Source organism: Streptomyces sp. NPDC048612, assembly GCF_043199295.1.
In the GTDB taxonomy this organism is placed as follows: Bacteria; Actinomycetota; Actinomycetes; order Streptomycetales; family Streptomycetaceae; genus Streptomyces.
The window spans coordinates 213,787-230,610 of sequence record NZ_JBICVV010000012.1; the positions used below are offsets into that span (position 1 = coordinate 213,787).

Genomic DNA, 16,824 nt, shown 5'->3' on the forward strand with positions numbered 1-16,824 from the left:
CCTCAGAGGTCAGAAGGGACGGGGACCGGTCCGGGGGACGGGGGGCGAACTTTACTGACCGGTCGCCGCGCGCCGTCCCGCGGGGAGGCCCGCCCCCGCCTCACACCACCAGCGCCCTCAGGAACTGCCCCGCGAACAGGAACGCCGTGCAGAAGCCCACGGTGGCCGGGAGCCACTGCCAGAGGCCGCGCGGGGAGTCGAAGCAGGCCAGGTGGCCGAGGACGGAGACGGTGCCGAGCAGGGCGCCGAGCCAGAAGGGGAGGCCGTCGTGGTGGGTGGACAGGACCGCGACGGCGGCCAGCAGGCCGAGCGGTGCCAGGAGCTGTCCCTTGCCGGGTGCGGGCCGCCGGGTGTCCCCCGTAGCGTTGCTCATGGCGCCGGATGCTACCCGGCAGGAGGAGCGTGGACGGCTCACCGCGCCCGCCGCGAGCGGATGGCCGAACTCCGTTTTCCCGGTTCCGCTCCCGCGTCCTCCGCACCGCTCTGACCAGGCACGATCGCCCGTTCGACGGTAATGACAACGGTCACCGGTGCAGCCTTTGGATCTTTCGCCGAAGTGCGGTTTGCTTCGCAGCGAGGAGCCAGGAAGGAGCGCGCCGATGACCGAGCACGCCCACAGCCACGGGCAGGGCCACAGCCACAGCCATGCGCACGGAGTCTCACCGGACGCGGACCGGCGCTGGCTGCGGGCCGCGCTGATCCTGCTCACCGCGTACATGGCGGTCGAGGTGGTCATCGGTGTGGTGGCGCAGTCCCTGGCGCTGATCTCGGACGCCGCCCACATGCTCACCGACGCGGTCTCGATCGTGCTGGCGCTGATCGCGATGCGGCTGGCCGCGCGGCCGGCCCGCGGCGGGTTCACCTACGGGCTCAAGCGCGCCGAGATCCTCTCCGCGCAGGCCAACGGCATCACCCTGCTGCTGCTGTCGGCCTGGCTGGCGTACGAGGCCGTCGAGCGGCTGATCTCGCCGCCGAAGGTGACCGGCGGGCTGGTGCTGGTGACCGCGCTGTCCGGGATCGTGGTCAATCTGATCTGCACCTGGCTGCTGTCCAAGGCCAACCGCTCCAGCCTGAACGTCGAGGGCGCCTACCAGCACATCCTCACCGACCTGTTCGGCTTCGTCGCGACCGCCGTCGCCGGTCTGGTCGTGGTGACGACCGGCTTCGAGCGGGCCGACGCGATCGCCACGCTCGTGGTCGTCGGGCTGATGCTGCGGGCCGGTACGGGGCTGGTGCGGGACTCCGGCCGGATCTTCATGGAGGCCGCGCCGGCCGGGATCGACCCGGACGCGCTGGGCGACCATCTGGCGGCCACGGACGAGGTCGTCGAGGTGCACGATCTGCACATCTGGGTGATCACCTCCGGGCAGCCGGCGCTGTCCGCGCACATCCTGGTGGCGCCGGGCGGCGACTGCCACAAGGTCCGCCGCAGCCTCCAGGAGCTGCTGAGCGGGGAGTACGGCATCACCCACGCCACCCTCCAGGTCGATCATGTCGGCGAACAGGGCGCGCCGGACGAGCTGCTGACGCTGAGCCCGCGGCCCGGTCCCGGCCCGGAACCGCGGGGCAGCCACTGCGAGGACGCACACGGGCCGGTGCACCGGTCGGGGCCGCACCGGCACTGAGCGGGCGGGCGGCGGGAGCGGTACGCCGCCGGGCCCCCTCACTCGGGTGAACCCGGCCCGGGAGACGGCCGCCTGCCGCCGTGGCGGCGGCCGCGATGCTCGGATGACGGCATGAGAACCGCCGTTGTCTGCGCGCTGCTGTGCGCCGCCACGCTCCCCGGCCCGTCCGCCGCCGCGTACGCCCCGAAGGCACCGCCCGCCGTCTCGGTCTCGGTGGCGGTGACCGACGGCGTCGACGACACCGAGACCGGCAAACGGCTCGACTACCGCATCACCGTGCACAACCTGGGCGCCACCGAGGTCCGCGGCGCCCGGATCGAACAGCGGATGCCGGCCACCACGACCTCGGCGACCGCACGCGGCGGCACCGTCGAAGGGCACGGCGTCGGCGAGCAGAAGGTGACCTGGCGCTCCGACCTGCCCGCGCACGACGTCCAGGTCTTCACCGCCACGGCCGTGCTCGGCGGCCGCACCAACGCCACCGCCTCGGCCGGTCCCGCCCCCGGCACCCTGCGCGCCGCCGCCACGGTCTGTGTCTACACCGGCGACTCCTACGCGCCCACGGCCTGTTCGGGCGATCTGGACGACCTGCCGGAGACCGCAGCGGAGAGCGGGGACGGCGGCTGGGTGGGGTGGGCGGTGGCCGCCGGGGCCACCGCGCTGCTGGGGCCGGGCGTGGTGCGGGCGGTCCGGCGGCGGCGCACCGTGCGGGCGGGCTGAGGCCGCGGGCGGCCGCGCGGCCGGTCACCCATTGGCACCGGCCCCGCTCGCGGGCGGCGGAGGTTGCCACTTGCCTGGGAGGTGGCCGTAGCGCGCGTCCTGCGGATCTCCTCCGGCCCGGCCGGCCCCTGCGACGCGCCCCCGTCGCCCGCGCAGGAAGGACCGGACGCGATGTCAGCGAGCGCACCCGTACGCCCGGGCGGGCGGGTGACGGCGGGGGAGCGGTCACCGCACGGACCGCGACGGCCCGGACGGGGGCTGGCCGTCGGGGTGTTGCTGCTGGTGGGCGCGTTGCTGCTGCCGTTGGGCCTGGCCGCGCTCTGGGCGCGGTCCGAACTGACCGAGACCGACAGCTATGTGGCCGCGGTGGCGCCGCTGGCCGGGAACGCCGCCGTGCAGCAGGCGGTCGTCGACGATGTGACGGACGGTGTGATGGCGCATGTCCGGCTCGACGGGCTGCTGAAGGCCGTACCGCGCGCCGAGCGTCCCGCCGTCCGCCGGCACTTCACCCGGGGCATCCGCCAGTTCGTGGCCGAGCAGGTGCGGCAGGTCGTCACCGGCCGGGGGTTCGGCGCGGTGTGGAACGGAGTGCACCGGACCGCCCACCGGCGGCTGGACGGCCGGCTGGCCGCGTCCGGCCGGTCCGCGGTCACGCTGGACCTCAGCCCGGTCGTGGAACGGGTCCGGCGCCAGCTGTCCCACAACGGCATGGGGCTCGACCTCCTCCGGCGGGTGCCGCGGGCCGGGGTGGAGGTCGTGCTGCTGAAGGCCCCGGACGTCCCGCGCATCCGCGCCGTCTACCGGGTCGTCCGCACCGGGGCGCTGCTGTTGCCGCCGGCCGCGGCGCTCTGTCTGACCGGCGGGCTGCTGCTGGCGCGGCGCCGGCGGCGGGCGCTGATCGGGGCGGGGCTGGGCTGTGCGGCGGCCGCCGGTCTGCTGGCCGCGGCGCTCGCCCTGGCCCGCAGCCGCACGCTGGACGCGCTGCCCGCCATGGTGTCCCGGCCCGCGGCCGGCGCCTACGCCGACGCGCTCACCGGGCCGCTGCGCACCGGCGTCTGGCTGGTCATCGGCGCGGGCACGCTGACCGCGGTGCTGGCCGCTGCGGGGCCGCCGGTGCTCCGGCCCCTGCGGGCCCGCCGGCTCGCCGCCCGCACCGGCGCCGGTCCCTGACCGCCGCTCAGATCGCCACGACGGTCTTGCCCTGGGCCCGGCCGGTGCGGCTGGCCGCCAGTGCCTCCGGTGCCTCTTCCAGGGAGACCTCGCGGCCCACGAGGACCGTCAGACGGCCCGCGTCGACATGGCCGGCGAGGATCTCCAGCAGCTGCGGGGAGGGGCGGTTGACGAAGTTGAAGCCGCGGAGGTTGTGCTCGGTCAGCTCGTCCGCGTCGGCCGAGCCGATCAGCGAGACGGCGGTGCCCCCGTCGCGCACGGTCCGGGTCAGCGCGGCGAACTCGGCGGGACCGCTGGTCATGTCGATCAGGACGTCGACACCGTCCGGGTGCTGCGCGAGGACCTGGTCGGCGACCGGTCCCGTGGTGTGGTCGACGGTCTCGGCGGCGCCCAGCGTGCGCATCAGCTCCGCCTTGGCCGGGCGGGCGGTGGCGATCACCTCGGCGCCGCGGCCGGCCGCGAGCTGGGTGATGAAGGTGCCGACACCGCCGGTCGCGCCGACGATCAGCACCGTCCTGCCCTCGGCGATCCGGGTCTCCTCGACCAGGTTGTACGCGGTCATCCCGGCCGTCGGCAGTGCCGCGGAGCTGGCGTAGGTGACGCTGCGGGCGGCGTGCGCGAGGCGCTCCTCGTCGGCGACGGCGAGTTCGCAGTACGAACCGCCGCCCTGGTCCGGCCGCTGGAACTGGCCGAACACCGCGTCGCCGATGGTGAACCGGCGCACCCCGCTTCCGATGGCGAGCACCTCCCCCGCCCCGTCCGATCCCAGGACGAGCGGGAAGGCGGCCGGCACCGCATCGCCGAACATCCCGTCGGCGAGCTTCCAGTCGACGGGGTTGAGTCCGGCGGCGGACAGCCGCACCAGGACCTCACCGGGCCCTGGTTCGGGCTGCGGCAGGTCCATGAGCTGTGGCTGTTCACCGAATGCGCTGACTGCTACGGCTCTCATCGTGGCGCTCCCTTCCACCCTTCCGACCGGTGGCCGAAGGGGATCGTAAGCACGCCGGACGGGCCGGAGGCGGCAGGAGGAGAGGCGGTGCGGCGGAAGCAACTCGTACGGCCCCGCACGCCGCGGCTGTCCGGCCCCCGTTCGACGTGGCGGGGCCGTACGGGCCGCGGCGGCCGGCCCGTCGGGGCGGGTCTCCGGCGGGGTGCGCCCGGTGGCCGGCACCGGGCGCCGCTGGGCTCCAGCCTGGTGAATTCCCCGGTCCCGGGGTCGCGGCGCACGGAGTTCCGCTCACCGGAAGGTCCGCCTCGGGTACATATGACGCCATGCGCGTTCTGGTGGTGGAGGACGAGGAGTGCCTCGCGGACACGATCGCCGCGGAGCTGCGCCGTGCCGCGGTCGTGGTGGACATCGCCCACGACGGCCGTGCGGCGCTGGCCGGACTGCGGCACGGCGGGTACGACGTGCTCGTCCTGGACGGCGAACTGCCCGCGCCGCACAGCGAGGCCATCCGCCGCTACGTGGTGGAGGAGCGGCTGCCGACCCGGGTGCTGCTGCTGACCGCGGCCGGGCCGGACGACGGAGCGGCGGGCCCGCAGCCGGCCGCCGACGACCGGCTGGCCAAGCCCGTCGGCCATGAGGAACTGGTCGCCCGGGTGCTGGCGCTGGGCCGGCCGGCGCGCCCCGCGCAGCCGCAGGTCATCGAGCGGGCCGGGGTCACCGTCGACACCGCGCGCGGGCTGGCCGCCCGGGACGGGCGGCCGCTGGCGCTGTCGCGTACCGAGTTCGGGGTGCTCGAAGTGCTGCTGCGCGCGCAGGGCGCGGTGGTCAGCGGCGACGAGCTGATCGAGGAGGTGTGGGAGGAGCACACCAGCTTCGGCGCCAACGCCGTCCGCGTCACCCTCGGCGCCCTGCGCGCCAAGCTCGGCGACCCGCCGGTGATCGAGACCGTGCCGGACACCGGATACCGGATGACCGACGGGCCGGGGGCGGGCGGACCGGGGACGGGCGGACCGGCGGCGGAGGCCCGGCGGGAGCCGGTCTGAGGGGGCCTCGGCCCGGCCCCACCCGATTGCCCGTATGACGGGTCCGGTCGCAGGCTGCGGGATTCAATGGCGCAATGATCCGGTTCGACTCCGTCACCAAGCGCTATCCCGACGGGACCACCGCTGTCGACGGTCTCTCCTTCGAGGTCGGCGAGGGGGAGCTGGTGACGCTGGTCGGGCCGTCCGGCTGCGGCAAGACGACCACCATGATGATGGTCAACCGGCTCATCGACCCCACGCACGGACGGATCTACGTCGACGGTGCGGACATCGCCGGCGTCAACCCGGTCGCCCTGCGCCGCGGGATCGGCTATGTCATCCAGCAGACCGGCCTCTTCCCGCACCGCACCGTGCTCGACAACACCGCGACCGTGCCCTTTCTGACCGGATGGAAGAGGGCCAAGGCCCGTGCGCGGGCGGCCGAACTCCTGGACCTGATCGGCCTGGACCCGGCCGTCTACGGCTCGCGCTACCCCGAGCAGCTCTCCGGCGGCCAGCGTCAGCGGGTCGGGGTGGCCCGTGCGCTCGCCGCCGATCCGCCCGTGCTGCTGATGGACGAGCCGTTCGGCGCGGTCGACCCGGTCGTCCGTGAGCGGCTCCAGAAGGAGTTTCTGCGGCTGCAGGCCGAGCTGCACAAGACGGTGCTGCTGGTCACCCATGACATCGAGGAGGCCATCCGGCTCGGCGACCGGATCGCGGTGTACGGGGCGGGCCGGATCGAGCAGTACGACACCCCCGCCGGCGTCCTCGGCGCCCCCGCCACGCCCTATGTCGCCGAATTCGTGGGCACCGACCGTGCGTTGAAGCAGCTCTCGGTCACCGGTATCGACCGTGGCGACCTCGAACGGCCTCCGTTCGTCCGGCTCGGCGAATCCGCCGCGGACGCCATGGCCCGGCTGCGGACCGAGGGGGCCCGCTGGGCGGTGGTCCTCGACGAGGAGGGCGAACTGCACGGCTGGGTGGGCACGGAGGAGCTGGCGGACGGGTCAGGCACGGTCGCCGGTCATGCCCGCCGGATGGAGGCATGGGTGCCGGTGACCGGCACGCTCAAGGCGGCCTTCAGCGAGATGCTCAAGCACGACGCCGGCTGGATCGCGGTCCTGGACGGCCATCGGTTCCTGGGCGTCCTCACCCCGACAAAGCTCCATGAGGCGCTGCGCCGCACCATCGGCTCGGACGAGCGGGGCGTACCGCGGGAGCGGGCGGAGGTGGACTCGGTCCCCACGGAGTGAGGGCGCTCCGGGTGGCAGGGGCGTTTCCCATGATCCCGGCAGCCGGGTGTTTCACGTGAAACGCGCACAGCTCGCCAGGCGGGCGTTTCACGTGAAACACCGCGCCCTGTCCGCCGGCATTACTTCTTGGGCAACAGCCCTTTGGATTTCAGGTAGTTGCGCGCCACGTCCGCCGGCAGCCGCCGCCAGCTGTCCACCTGCTCATTGAGGTACGCCAGGTCGGCGGTGGTCAGCACCTTGTTGAGGCGGTTGAGTGCGGCGGCCGGCCCGTCGCCGCCCGCGCGGGCGCGGTTGACGACGGGGACGACATAGTCGGCGTTCTGCAGCTTCTTGTCGTCGGTGAGCAGCACCAGGCCGAACTCGTCGAGGGTGGCATCGGTGCTGGTGGTCAGCACCATCTGGTCCTGCCCGTTCTGCACGGCCTGCTTGGCGGGCGTGGTGCCGACGCCCTTCGGGTCGATGGCGGTGAGGTTGATCCCGTAGCGCTTCTTCAGCCCCGGGGCGCAGAACGGCCGCTGGACGCACTCGTCGCCCGCGGCGAGACGCACCGGAAGCTTGGCGCGACCCAGATCGCTGAGGGTCTTGAGGTGGTGCTTGCGGGCGTAGGCGGCGCTGACCGCGAAGGCGTTCTGGTCGACGGCCCGGCCGGCCGGGAGCACGGTCAGTCCGCGCGGCCCGGCGATCCGGCGCAGTGCGGCCATGGTGGCACCGATGTCGGGCGAGGCCACCGGAGGCGCCTTGGAGCCCTTGTTCTTGGCGTTGAGCCAGTCGGCGAAGGTGGCGGCGTACTCGGGTACGACGTCGATCTGTCCCACTTCGAGGGCGGGTTCGTACAGCTCGCGGTTGCCGACGGTCACGACCCGGGTCCGGTATCCGGCGTGGTCGAGCAGCGCCGCGTACATCTGGGCGAGCAGCTCGCTCTCGGTGAAGCCGGCCGAGCCGATGACCAGTTCGCGGCCGCCGGGGGAGGCGGTGATCGCGGAGCGGGTCTCCAGCGAGGGACCTCCGGCGCAGGCCGCGAGCCCGAGGGCGGCGGCGCCCGCCACGGCCGCCACGGTGGCCCTCATCGGGTCCGTCCGCGCGCCCATTCCGGTGCCCACCGCTGCGCGAGTTCGAAGGCGGCCTCCATCAGCAGCGCGAACACCGCGACCAGTACCGCTCCGGCGACCACCTGCGGGGTGCTGGCCAGGTTGAACCCGGCGGTGATGATCCGGCCGAGTCCGCCGCCGCCCACCAGCGCGGCGAGGGTGGCGGTGGCCACCAGCTGGACCGCGGCGATCCGGATGCCGGTGAGGATGAGCGGGGAGGCGAGCGGCACCTCGACCCGCCATACCAGCTGAGTGCCGGTCATCCCCATGCCCCGTGCGGCCCGCACCACGTTCTGGTCCACCTCACGCATCCCGACATACGCGTTGGTCAGCAGCGGCGGGACGGCGAACAGCACGAGCGCGATGATTGTCGGCCACTGCCCGTGCCGTCCAATCGGCGTGAGCAGCAGCAGGACGAGCACCGCGAAGGTCGGCACCGCACGCCCGATGTTGGCGAGGTTGACGGCCAGCGCGCCGCCGCGGCCGAGGTGGCCGAGGGTCAGGGCGACCGGCAGCGCGATCAGGGCGCTGATGACCAGACAGGAGAAGGTCAGCACGAGGTGCTGTTCGAGGCGGTGCCAGACGCCGTTCTCACAGGACCAGTTGGCGGCCGTGGTCAGCCAGCGCCAGACTGCGGAGAGGGTGTTCATGTCCGGCGACCGAACGCCGCGACCAGCCGTTTCGGCCCGGCGGTGGCCCGGGTCCGCACCCGCGCCCGCCGGCTGGCGCGCCGCCAGGGGGTCAGCAGCCGCTCCACCCCGAGCAGCAGCAGGTCGAAGACCACCGCGATGAGCACACAGAGCACGGACGCGGTGAGCACCTGCGCCTTGAAGAACGTGTTCATCCCGGTGTAGATGAGGTTGCCCAGCCCGCCGTATCCGACGATGGCGCCGACGGTGGTGAGTGCGACCGCCGAGACCGTGGCGATCCGCAGCCCGGCCATCGCCGCCGGGAGGGCCAGCGGAAGCTCGACGGTCAGCAGCCGGCGCGTCGGCCCGTACCCCATGCCCCGGGCGGCTTCCCTGGCCTCCGCCGGGACCCCGTCCAGCCCGGCGAGGAGGTTCCGTACGAGCAGGGTGAGGGAGTACAGCGCGAGGCCGACCACCACGAGGGTGGCGGACAGCCCGTAGACCGGCAGCAGCAGCGGACGCGTCCGATCGGGGTGGGCGCGGACGGCCCCCGCCGCCGGACCTCCCGCCCTTCCCGGCACCTCGCGGCCCACCCATCCCCTTCCGTGCGCACGCCACGTACACACCTCACGTATACACGCAGTGTGTACTGCCTATGTATAGTCCCTCACGAGTCCATCGACCGCTGTCACCGCAGGTCGGCGCGGCGCGGCCACGGCCCGTACGCGTCGGCTTCGCCATGCCCAAAAGCACAGGTCATGGGCTTGCCAGCGCCCCACACCCGTCCGAAGAGAGGCCCGTATGCCGAAGCCGATATCCGCGGCCCGCAGGACAGCCCTGGCCGGGCTGCTGACGGCCACGTCCCTGGTCCTGGCCCTCAGCGGCTGCGCCACCTACGACGTCACCGCCCCGGCCGACGCCCGCGCCGAGGCGCCGGCCGCCGAAGTCCGGGCGAAGGACACGGCACTCGCCGCGGCCCAGGACGGCAAGGCCCCCCGGGGCACGGACGGCGACGGTGCCGACTGCCGCAAGGCCAAGTGCGTCGCGCTCACCTTCGACGCCGGCCCCAGTGAGAACACCGGCCGCCTGCTGGACATCCTGAAGAAGGAGAAGGTGCACGCGTCCTTCTTCCTGCTCGGCGAGAACCACGTCGAGAAGCGGCCCGCCGCGGTGAAGCGGATCGACGCCGAGGGCCATGAACTGGCCAACCACACCTGGTCGCACCAGATCCTGACCGACATCCCGCCCGCGGCGGCCGAGCGCGAGATGTCCCGGCTCCAGGAGGCGGTCCGCAAGATCACCGGCAAGACGCCCCGGCTGATGCGCCCGCCCCAGGGCCGGACCGACGAACAGGTCTCCGACATCAGCAAGCGCCTCGGCCTGGCGCAGGTCCTGTGGAGCGTCACCGCGAAGGACTACCGGACCAACGACTCGGCCCTGATCACCGAGCGGGTGCTCGACCAGACCGAACGCGACGGCATCATCCTGCTGCACGACATCTACCGGGGCACCGTGCCGGCCGTCCCCGGCATCCTCAAGGAGCTGAAGAAGCGCGGCTACACGATCGTCACGGTCTCCCAGCTGCTCTCCCCGGCGAAGCCGCAGCCGGGGATGGTCTACCGGCCGTAGCGCGCGGGGCGCGGGCGTCCGGCACGTCGGCAGGCGGCGCGGGTGGCGCCGGAACCGTCCGCCGTCACGCCGGCCCGGCCCCGGAGGGCTTGACCGGCGCCGCCGTCCCCTTGCCGCTGAGCCGGTGCCACCAGTGCCGGCGCCGCGGATGCACCGCCCGGCCCAGCCGCCGCCCCAGCAGCAGATAGCCGATCAGCGCGCCGGAACAGTTGAGGATCACATCGTCGATGTCGAAGGCCCGGCCGGTGATCAGCGCCCCCTGCACCAGCTCCACCAGCAGCATCACCAGCGCCGTCGCCACCCCCACCCGCAGCAGCCCCCGGGCCCGCGGCGCCAGCACCGGCAGCAGCACCCCGAACGGCACGCCCAGCACGACATTGCCGCCGAGCTGCTTGACGGTGTCGGCCAGCTGCGGCTGCGCGAGGTAGCTGCGGATCGAGTCGCCGGGGCGGAGGTTGGGGTGGGTCAGCGGCACCGAGGCCGCCGACGGGGTCAGGGTGACCCGCGCCAGCGCCGCCGCGAACGCCACCATCGCGGCGAACGCCAGCACCAGCAGCAGGATGCGGACGGCCAGCGGGGCCCGCGCGGCCACCGGTGACCAGGCCGCCTCGTCGCCCTCTCGCGTACGCGCCATGAGAACTCCCCGGTGTGCGTGACGGGCCGTGCGCCCGAGGAAGTTCCGGTTACCCGAGGCCCTCCGAATCATGCGGAACGAGCCGTGCCGCCCCGGCCGGCACCGGTGGCACCGCATGCGACAGGGGCGCCGGAAAGCTCCGGCGCCCCTGCTCTGCTCCCGCGCGGCTCACCCCTGGGGGCGCTCCGCCTCCACCCGTCGGCGGCCCTTGTCGTCGTCGGAGGCGGACGGTCCCGGGGACGGTGAGGTCCGCTGCCCCGGGGCGCCGTTCTTCCCGGCGCCCGGCTTGCGCTGCGGAACGGCCTCGGTGTCCTGGGGGAACGTCAGCTGCTGGCTCTGCCACTGGAGGGCCGGCACGACCTCCCGCCGCCAGGTCGTGAACTGGTGGCTGCCCTGCGGAAGGATGATCGAGTCGACGGTCATCGGCGACTTGGCCGCACGAAGGAACTTCATCGTGTCGCCGTAATCCGCCTCGCCCTTACGGCTGCTGGCCACCAGCGCGGAGACCTGCGGCGCGGGGAGGTTCTTCAGCCGCCACAGCAGGTCGTGCTCGCGCTCGCGCTTGGCGCCCTCCGGGCCGGGGCCGAAGAGGCTGCCGGTGGTCAGGTCGTCCTTGATCGCGTAGTCACCGGAGAGCGAGACCGCCGAGGTGTAGATCTTCGGGTTGCGCATCGCCAGCTGGAGGGAGCAGGTACCGCCGGACGAGTAGCCGAACGCGCCCCAGGCGCTGGCGTCGCGGCCCACCCGGTAGGCCGACTTCATGGCGTCCGGCAGGTCCTTGGTGAAGAACGTCTCGGCCTGCGGCCCGCCCGGCACGTCCACGCACTCGGTGTCGCGCGGCGGGGCGATCGTCGGCCGGACCATCACGATCACGGTCGGCTGCATCTTGCCCTGCGCGATCAGCCGGCCCGCGTTCTGCGGCACCTGGAGGTGCTGTGCGAGGTTCATGATCCCGCCCGGGTAGCCGCTGATCACGACCATGACGGGGAACCGCTGCCGGCGGAACTGCTGCTGGAAGTACTGCGGCGGCAGATAGACGAAGCCCGGGTTGATGGCCCGGCTGCGCCGCCCGACGATCTTCACGGACTCGACCTTGCCCACCCGGTCAGCGGGCCCCTTGGGCAGTCCGGTCACCCGGTCGAGCCCCTGCGGACCGGCCGGCTGGACCAGTCCGCCCTTGAGGTTGCCGACCGAGGCGTACTGTCCACCGCCCTGGTTCACGGCCGCCGGGGCCTCTTCGGTGTTCCCCAGCAGTTCGTCCCAGTTGCCGTAGAACTCGAAGCTGGCGTTCACGGCGAGAGCGAGCGCGCACACGATCGACACCTGGGTGACCACGATCGCACCCAGCCTGCCCAGGACGGCTCCCACGCCGCGCCGCGCCAGCCGGGGCCAGAGCCAGACCGTGGCGGCCACGCAGAGCACCGCCAGCACGATCACCGTGTATTCGAGCGACTGACTGGTCAGCCCCATGCGCCCACATCTCCCGTCACCCTTGGAAGGGTTCTTGCCTTCTTAACCGGCCGCCTTAGGCACAACGGACGGCTCCGGACAATGGTCACCGGAGAAGACGGGCACACCTGCGCATCGGATAGCTGAACGACCCAGTTCTTACCCTGCTCTTGCCACATCGTTTCCGCGGCGTGATGTCGGGAGCCGGGGGAGAGCCACCGGGCGGGCCGGGACACGGGACCGTGGCCCGGTGGGCGGGAAGCCGGCCCCCGCCCACCGGGCCACGCCCTCTCTCACACCCCGATGCCCCGCCCGTCCTCACGCCACACGCTCACCACGGACGGCCGGACCAACTCCCCCGCCCCGTCCGGCCATTGCGACGCGGGCCGCTCCACGCTCGCCCCGTCCACCTCACCCGGATGCTGCACGGCGACCAGCACCCGCCGCTCCTGTACGACCGGCCCGCAGGTCTCGGCCCCCGTGGGCACCGTCAGGAACTGCCGGACCTCACCCCGCCGTTCCCCCGCGGTCGCCACCCCGAACAGCCCGTCATGGCTGCCCAGCGCATTCCCGTCGGTCGAGATCCAGAGATTTCCGTGCACATCAAAGGTGAGATTGTCCGGGCAGGAAATCGGGCTGACCTGGTCCTTGGGAAATCCGCCGAAATAGGTGGCCGGGTCCTCCGGGTCACCACATACCAGGAAAAGCCGCCAGTCGAAACGGTCCGCCGCCGGATTGTCCCTCCGCTCGCGCAATTCCAGGATCTGCCCGTGCTTGTTCTCCTTGCGCGGATTGACCTCGTCCACCGGAGCCTTGCCCGTCTTCCCCCGGTCGCTGTTATTCGTCAGCGCGACATAGACCCGTCCGGTGCGCGGGCTGGGCTCGACGTCCTCCGGCCGGTCCATCTTGGTGGCGCCCACCTTGTCGGCGGCGATCCGGGTGAAGACGTACACCTCCTCCGCCGTCATCCCCGGCACATACGAGGTGGTGCCACTGGCCAGCGGAATCCACTCCCCCGAGCCGTCGAACTCGCCGTCCTCGGGCAGCGTGCCCGAGCCGTCGATCTCCCCCGCCGCGCTGTCCCCGGTGAACTTGGCGGCATAGAGCGTGCCCTCGTCCAGCAGCGTCCGATTGTGCTCCCGCGCGGCCCGTGAATTCCCCCGCTTCATCCGCCGGGCGGAGACGAACTTGTAGAAGTAGTCGAACTTCTCGTCATCGCCCATGTAAAGAACGGGACGGCCGTCCGCCGTCAGCCGCGGTTCGGCCGCCTCGTGCTTGAACCGCCCCAGTGCCGTCAGTTTCCGCGGCGTCGATTCGGGGTCGAAGGGGTCGATTTCCACGACCCAGCCGAACCGGTGCGGCTCATGCGGCTCCCGCACCACGTCGAAGCGCTTGTCGAACCGCTCCCACTTGCGCTGGCTCGCCCCGCCGGTGATGCCGTACCGCTTGAGCCGGGCCGCCGCCGTCGGGTCGGTGACGCCGCCCCCGTTGGCGAAGTACTGGTTGAAGTTCTCCTCGCCGGACAGCACCGTCCCCCACGGGGTGATACCCCCGCCGCAGTTGTTGAGCGTCCCCAGAATCCGCGTCCCCTCGGGGTCGGCAGAGGTCTTGAGCAGATCGCTGCCCGCCGCGGGGCCAGTGACCTCGAACGGCGTGGTGCCGGTGATCCGCCGGTTGAGCCGGTGCCGGGACACCGCCGTCAGCCGCCCACTGTGCCGCTCCTCCTGGACGACCAGGACGGACAGCCCGTGCGCCGCCCAGCCGATCGCGGCCTGCTCCCGGGTCGGCGCCTCCGCGTCGTACCCGGCGAACATCAGCTGCTCGTCGGTGTACTCATGGTTGATCACCATCAGCTGCCGGTGCCGCTCGTCCGGCACGTCCAGTACGGCCATGTAGTCGTTGTTGTAACCGAACTGCCCGGCCTGCGCCTTCGCCGACTGCCGGTCCGGGTCGAAGGCCGGCGCACCCCGCAGGATCGGGTCGCCCCAGCGGATGACGAGGTTCTGGGCGTGCCCCTCGGGGACGACCACCGCGTCGGCGGTGTTCGGCGCCACGGTGGCGAACCGCAGTCCGCGCGCCGGTTTGTGGCCCTTCCCGCCCCGGCCGGGGACCGGTGCCGCGACGGCCGCCGGCGCCCCCGCACCGTCCACCGCACCGCCGGCCGCCGCCGCCACCGTCACGACCGCGGCGGCCCGCACCACCGAACGCCGGGACAGCGCACCGGCGATGACGTCGCCGACGTAGGCGTTGTCGCTGGTGTTCGGCGTCTCGTGGAAGCAGGCGTCACCACAGCGGTAGCGGCACGTCAGGGCCGAACGCCCACCGGGATGCGAGCCGATCAACGGCAGGAACTTGCGCACATTTCCCCCTCTTTGGCGGTGTCAACGAACGAACGGTTTTGAGCGCAGTCGAACGGGTTCGAGCACGGGCGTTCGGTTCGCGGTCATGGTTCGCGGTGACGCTAAGGGGGCCGGTCCGCCGCACGACGACACAAACATGAACGGACGGTGAATCCGGGGGTACGGCAGGCCCGCCCGGCACCGTACGAGGGGCCAATCGGGGCTCGGGGAAAGGTCGAAACGGCGGGTCCGACGGGGGCTCAGATCGCGGGAAGGATTCAGTCCGGTATCGAAAACCCCGTGCCGATCCGAGCGCTTCGGCAGGGGACACATCGGCGAACACCCTCGTACGCAGGAGCGATGCCTCCCCGGCCGGACTCCGGCGCCCCAGCCGAAACCTTCTCCCCCGTCACAGCCCCCGGATGGCCCACCACACAAGGCGCGGGGTCCCACGATGAGGGCGGTCCCGGCGGCTACCCTTACGTATCCGTCCTGGTCAGGGACATGTCCGTGCGTCACGGACATACGCCGCACCCAGCACACGCAAGAGAGGTTCGCCGATGGGCATTCGGAGTCTGCTGCGCAACGCTTTCGGTCGCTCCAAGGCGGCCCGTGAAGAAACCGGCGCGGCCCCGAGCGGCGCCGACAAGCCGGAGTCCGCGACCATCCCGGAGGCCCGCGAGGAGTCCACCCCGGCACCCGCCACTCCGGAAGCCGAGGTTCCGGCGGCCCGGACGGCCCCCACCGAGGCCCCCGCCACGGACCCGGCGCCGAAGTCCGCGACCCTGCCCGCCCAGACCGGCCGCGCGGACCGTGCGGAACAGGCCGACCTGGCGGACCGGGCGGCGGAGACCTCCCCGGCGCGGGACGAAGCCCCGGCGAAGGCGGAGCCCGCCGCGAAGGCGGAGCCCGCGACGCACGAGGAGCCCGCCGTTGCGGACGCCGCGGGCGTACGGGACGAGCCGGCGGCCGGTGTGACCGGGACTGACGCGCCGTCCGACCCGGCTGCCCCGACCGGAGCCGTTGAGGCGGCTGAAGTGGCTGAGGCCGTGGAGACCGCCGACGCGGTCGAGAAGCCTTCGGCGGAGCCGGTCGTGGAGACGGCTGCGGCCGAGACGACGGAGGCGGCCGGGGACGGCGCCGACAAGCCCGTCGCGGCCGAGGCGAGCACCGAGGACGAGCCCGCTGCGGAGGCCTCGCCGGCCTCCGCCCCGGCCACCGTCGACACCGTCGCCGACCTGGTCATCCAGGCCTTCGACAACCCGAGCCCGGCACCGACGGCGGCGGCCGAGCCGGCCGAAGCCGAGGCCAAGGCCGCCGACGAGCCCGCGGCGGAGGCAGCGCCGGAGGCCGAGGCCGAGCCGGTCGCGGAGCCCGAGGCGAAGGCGGCCGAGCCGCAGTCCGACGAGCCGACGGCCGACCAGCCCGAGGCCGAGCCCGCCGCCGCGGCCTCGCTCGCCTCTGCCGCCCCCGCGCTCCTCAGCCTCTACAAGTCCGCGGGCAGCACCCTGGACAAGCAGGGACTCGGCGGCCAGCGCGCCGCCGTCTACCTGGTCCTGGACCGCTCCGGCTCGATGCGTCACTACTACAAGGACGGCACCGTCCAGAACCTCGCCGAGCAGGCCCTGGGCCTCTCCGCGCACCTCGACGACGACGCCACCGTCCCGGTCGTCTTCTTCTCCACCGACGTCGACGGCACCGCCGACATCGACCTCACCAACTACGAGGGCCGCATCGAGGAGCTGCACGCCGGTCTGGGCCACATGGGCCGTACCAACTACCACTGGGCCATCAACGCGGTCGTCGACCACTACAAGAAGTCCGGCGCCACCGCCCCGGCCTTCGTCATCTTCCAGACCGACGGCGCCCCGACCTCCAAGCCGGCCGCCGAGAAGGCGCTCTGCGAGGCGGCCGGACTGCCCCTCTTCTGGCAGTTCATCGGCTTCGGTGACCCGGACGCCAAGGGCTTCGACTTCCTGCGCAAGCTCGACGACCTGGCCGTCCCGGAGAAGCGGGCCGTCGACAACGCGGGCTTCTTCCACGCGGGCCGCGACCCGCGCAGCCTCTCCCACGACGAGCTCTACCAGCAGCTGATGGTCGAGTTCCCGGAGTGGCTGAAGGAGGCCCGCGCGGCAGGCGTCCTCAAGGACAGCTGACCGGCCCGGCTCCACCACACCTGACACCTCACCGGCCGCGGGGGGGGGGCCCCCCGGGCCCGCCCCCCCCGCCGGGGGGGGGGGGGCCCCCGGGCCCCCCCCCGCCCCCCCCCCCCCCCCCGGGGCCCCCCCCCCCCCCCAACCCCGGGCCCCGCGGGGCG

15 protein-coding genes are annotated in these 16,824 nt (G+C 73.0%); 7 read left to right on the forward strand and 8 right to left on the reverse strand.

Features of this window, described 5'->3' with window-relative positions:
• Window positions 1-100: 100 nt before the first annotated feature.
• On the reverse strand, window positions 101-373 hold the full coding sequence (locus ACGFN2_RS20545; RefSeq protein ID WP_362600674.1) for a hypothetical protein: 273 nt from the start codon (window positions 371-373) through the stop codon (window positions 101-103).
• 226 nt (window positions 374-599) lie between these two features.
• Between ACGFN2_RS20545 and ACGFN2_RS20550 the strand changes: the two genes are divergently transcribed.
• The 3 genes from ACGFN2_RS20550 to ACGFN2_RS20560 all read left to right on the forward strand — a co-directional run bounded on the left by ACGFN2_RS20550 (window position 600) and on the right by ACGFN2_RS20560 (window position 3,515).
• Window positions 600-1,625, forward strand: coding sequence for a cation diffusion facilitator family transporter (locus tag ACGFN2_RS20550; RefSeq protein ID WP_362600671.1), 1,026 nt, complete (start codon window positions 600-602; stop codon window positions 1,623-1,625).
• A 111-nt stretch (window positions 1,626-1,736) separates the two neighbouring features.
• Window positions 1,737-2,345, forward strand: a complete 609-nt coding sequence (locus ACGFN2_RS20555; protein ID WP_362600669.1) for a hypothetical protein — start codon at window positions 1,737-1,739, stop codon at window positions 2,343-2,345.
• A 171-nt stretch (window positions 2,346-2,516) separates the two neighbouring features.
• On the forward strand, window positions 2,517-3,515 hold the full coding sequence (locus ACGFN2_RS20560; RefSeq protein WP_393362385.1) for a hypothetical protein: 999 nt from the start codon (window positions 2,517-2,519) through the stop codon (window positions 3,513-3,515).
• A gap of 7 nt (window positions 3,516-3,522) precedes the next feature.
• Here ACGFN2_RS20560 and ACGFN2_RS20565 read toward each other — a convergent pair whose 3' ends face one another.
• Complete coding sequence (locus tag ACGFN2_RS20565) at window positions 3,523-4,464, reverse strand: NADP-dependent oxidoreductase (protein WP_362600664.1); 942 nt, start codon at window positions 4,462-4,464, stop codon at window positions 3,523-3,525.
• Between the two features lie 323 nt (window positions 4,465-4,787).
• Between ACGFN2_RS20565 and ACGFN2_RS20570 the strand changes: the two genes are divergently transcribed.
• Together ACGFN2_RS20570 and ACGFN2_RS20575 are read left to right on the forward strand one after the other, a co-directional pair.
• Window positions 4,788-5,507, forward strand: a complete 720-nt coding sequence (locus ACGFN2_RS20570) for a response regulator transcription factor (RefSeq protein ID WP_393362388.1) — start codon at window positions 4,788-4,790, stop codon at window positions 5,505-5,507.
• A gap of 74 nt (window positions 5,508-5,581) precedes the next feature.
• On the forward strand, window positions 5,582-6,739 hold the full coding sequence (locus tag ACGFN2_RS20575; protein WP_393362391.1) for an ATP-binding cassette domain-containing protein: 1,158 nt from the start codon (window positions 5,582-5,584) through the stop codon (window positions 6,737-6,739).
• Between the two features lie 119 nt (window positions 6,740-6,858).
• On the opposite strand, the gene ACGFN2_RS20580 is transcribed toward ACGFN2_RS20575, so the two are convergent.
• The 3 genes from ACGFN2_RS20580 to ACGFN2_RS20590 are packed head-to-tail and all read right to left on the reverse strand — an operon-like array spanning window position 6,859 to window position 9,049.
• The gene (locus ACGFN2_RS20580) at window positions 6,859-7,806 is read right to left on the reverse strand and encodes an ABC transporter substrate-binding protein (protein ID WP_393362394.1); all 948 of its coding nucleotides are present in this window, start codon (window positions 7,804-7,806) and stop codon (window positions 6,859-6,861) included.
• Window positions 7,803-8,477 carry an ABC transporter permease gene (locus ACGFN2_RS20585; RefSeq protein ID WP_393362397.1) on the reverse strand — a complete coding sequence of 225 codons (675 nt, stop codon included), beginning with the start codon at window positions 8,475-8,477 and terminating at the stop codon, window positions 7,803-7,805. Before ACGFN2_RS20585 ends, ACGFN2_RS20580 begins: the two co-directional genes overlap by 4 nt.
• Entirely contained in the window at window positions 8,474-9,049 is a 576-nt protein-coding gene (locus tag ACGFN2_RS20590) for an ABC transporter permease (protein ID WP_393362400.1), read from the reverse strand. The genes ACGFN2_RS20585 and ACGFN2_RS20590 overlap by 4 nt, the downstream gene beginning before the upstream one ends.
• 208 nt (window positions 9,050-9,257) lie before the next feature.
• Between ACGFN2_RS20590 and ACGFN2_RS20595 the strand changes: the two genes are divergently transcribed.
• Window positions 9,258-10,085 (forward strand): polysaccharide deacetylase family protein, encoded by an 828-nt coding sequence (locus ACGFN2_RS20595; protein ID WP_393362403.1) that lies wholly within the window; start codon window positions 9,258-9,260, stop codon window positions 10,083-10,085.
• A 64-nt stretch (window positions 10,086-10,149) separates the two neighbouring features.
• On the opposite strand, the gene ACGFN2_RS20600 is transcribed toward ACGFN2_RS20595, so the two are convergent.
• The 3 genes from ACGFN2_RS20600 to ACGFN2_RS20610 form a co-directional block, all read right to left on the reverse strand.
• Window positions 10,150-10,719, reverse strand: a complete 570-nt coding sequence (locus ACGFN2_RS20600) for a VanZ family protein (protein WP_362600644.1) — start codon at window positions 10,717-10,719, stop codon at window positions 10,150-10,152.
• Between the two features lie 168 nt (window positions 10,720-10,887).
• Window positions 10,888-12,189 (reverse strand): alpha/beta hydrolase, encoded by a 1,302-nt coding sequence (locus ACGFN2_RS20605; protein WP_393362406.1) that lies wholly within the window; start codon window positions 12,187-12,189, stop codon window positions 10,888-10,890.
• 272 nt (window positions 12,190-12,461) lie between these two features.
• Window positions 12,462-14,528 (reverse strand): PhoX family protein, encoded by a 2,067-nt coding sequence (locus ACGFN2_RS20610; RefSeq protein WP_393362409.1) that lies wholly within the window; start codon window positions 14,526-14,528, stop codon window positions 12,462-12,464.
• Between the two features lie 539 nt (window positions 14,529-15,067).
• Here ACGFN2_RS20610 and ACGFN2_RS20615 point away from each other — a divergent pair.
• Complete coding sequence (locus ACGFN2_RS20615; RefSeq protein ID WP_393362412.1) at window positions 15,068-16,663, forward strand: VWA domain-containing protein; 1,596 nt, start codon at window positions 15,068-15,070, stop codon at window positions 16,661-16,663.
• Window positions 16,664-16,824 lie beyond the last annotated feature (161 nt).

Bases quoted from the DNA above. Each gene is read 5' to 3' on its own strand.
- ACGFN2_RS20575 (WP_393362391.1), top strand. From the start codon at position 5,582: ATGATCCGGTTCGACTCCGTCACCAAGCGCTATCCCGACGGGACCACC.
- ACGFN2_RS20565 (WP_362600664.1), bottom strand. From the start codon at position 4,464: ATGAGAGCCGTAGCAGTCAGCGCATTCGGTGAACAGCCACAGCTCATG.
- ACGFN2_RS20595 (WP_393362403.1), top strand. From the start codon at position 9,258: ATGCCGAAGCCGATATCCGCGGCCCGCAGGACAGCCCTGGCCGGGCTG.
- ACGFN2_RS20580 (WP_393362394.1), bottom strand. From the start codon at position 7,806: ATGAGGGCCACCGTGGCGGCCGTGGCGGGCGCCGCCGCCCTCGGGCTC.
- ACGFN2_RS20600 (WP_362600644.1), bottom strand. From the start codon at position 10,719: ATGGCGCGTACGCGAGAGGGCGACGAGGCGGCCTGGTCACCGGTGGCC.
- ACGFN2_RS20570 (WP_393362388.1), top strand. From the start codon at position 4,788: ATGCGCGTTCTGGTGGTGGAGGACGAGGAGTGCCTCGCGGACACGATC.
- ACGFN2_RS20615 (WP_393362412.1), top strand. From the start codon at position 15,068: ATGGGCATTCGGAGTCTGCTGCGCAACGCTTTCGGTCGCTCCAAGGCG.
- ACGFN2_RS20550 (WP_362600671.1), top strand. From the start codon at position 600: ATGACCGAGCACGCCCACAGCCACGGGCAGGGCCACAGCCACAGCCAT.
- ACGFN2_RS20545 (WP_362600674.1), bottom strand. From the start codon at position 373: ATGAGCAACGCTACGGGGGACACCCGGCGGCCCGCACCCGGCAAGGGA.
- ACGFN2_RS20585 (WP_393362397.1), bottom strand. From the start codon at position 8,477: ATGAACACCCTCTCCGCAGTCTGGCGCTGGCTGACCACGGCCGCCAAC.
- ACGFN2_RS20605 (WP_393362406.1), bottom strand. From the start codon at position 12,189: ATGGGGCTGACCAGTCAGTCGCTCGAATACACGGTGATCGTGCTGGCG.
- ACGFN2_RS20560 (WP_393362385.1), top strand. From the start codon at position 2,517: ATGTCAGCGAGCGCACCCGTACGCCCGGGCGGGCGGGTGACGGCGGGG.
- ACGFN2_RS20555 (WP_362600669.1), top strand. From the start codon at position 1,737: ATGAGAACCGCCGTTGTCTGCGCGCTGCTGTGCGCCGCCACGCTCCCC.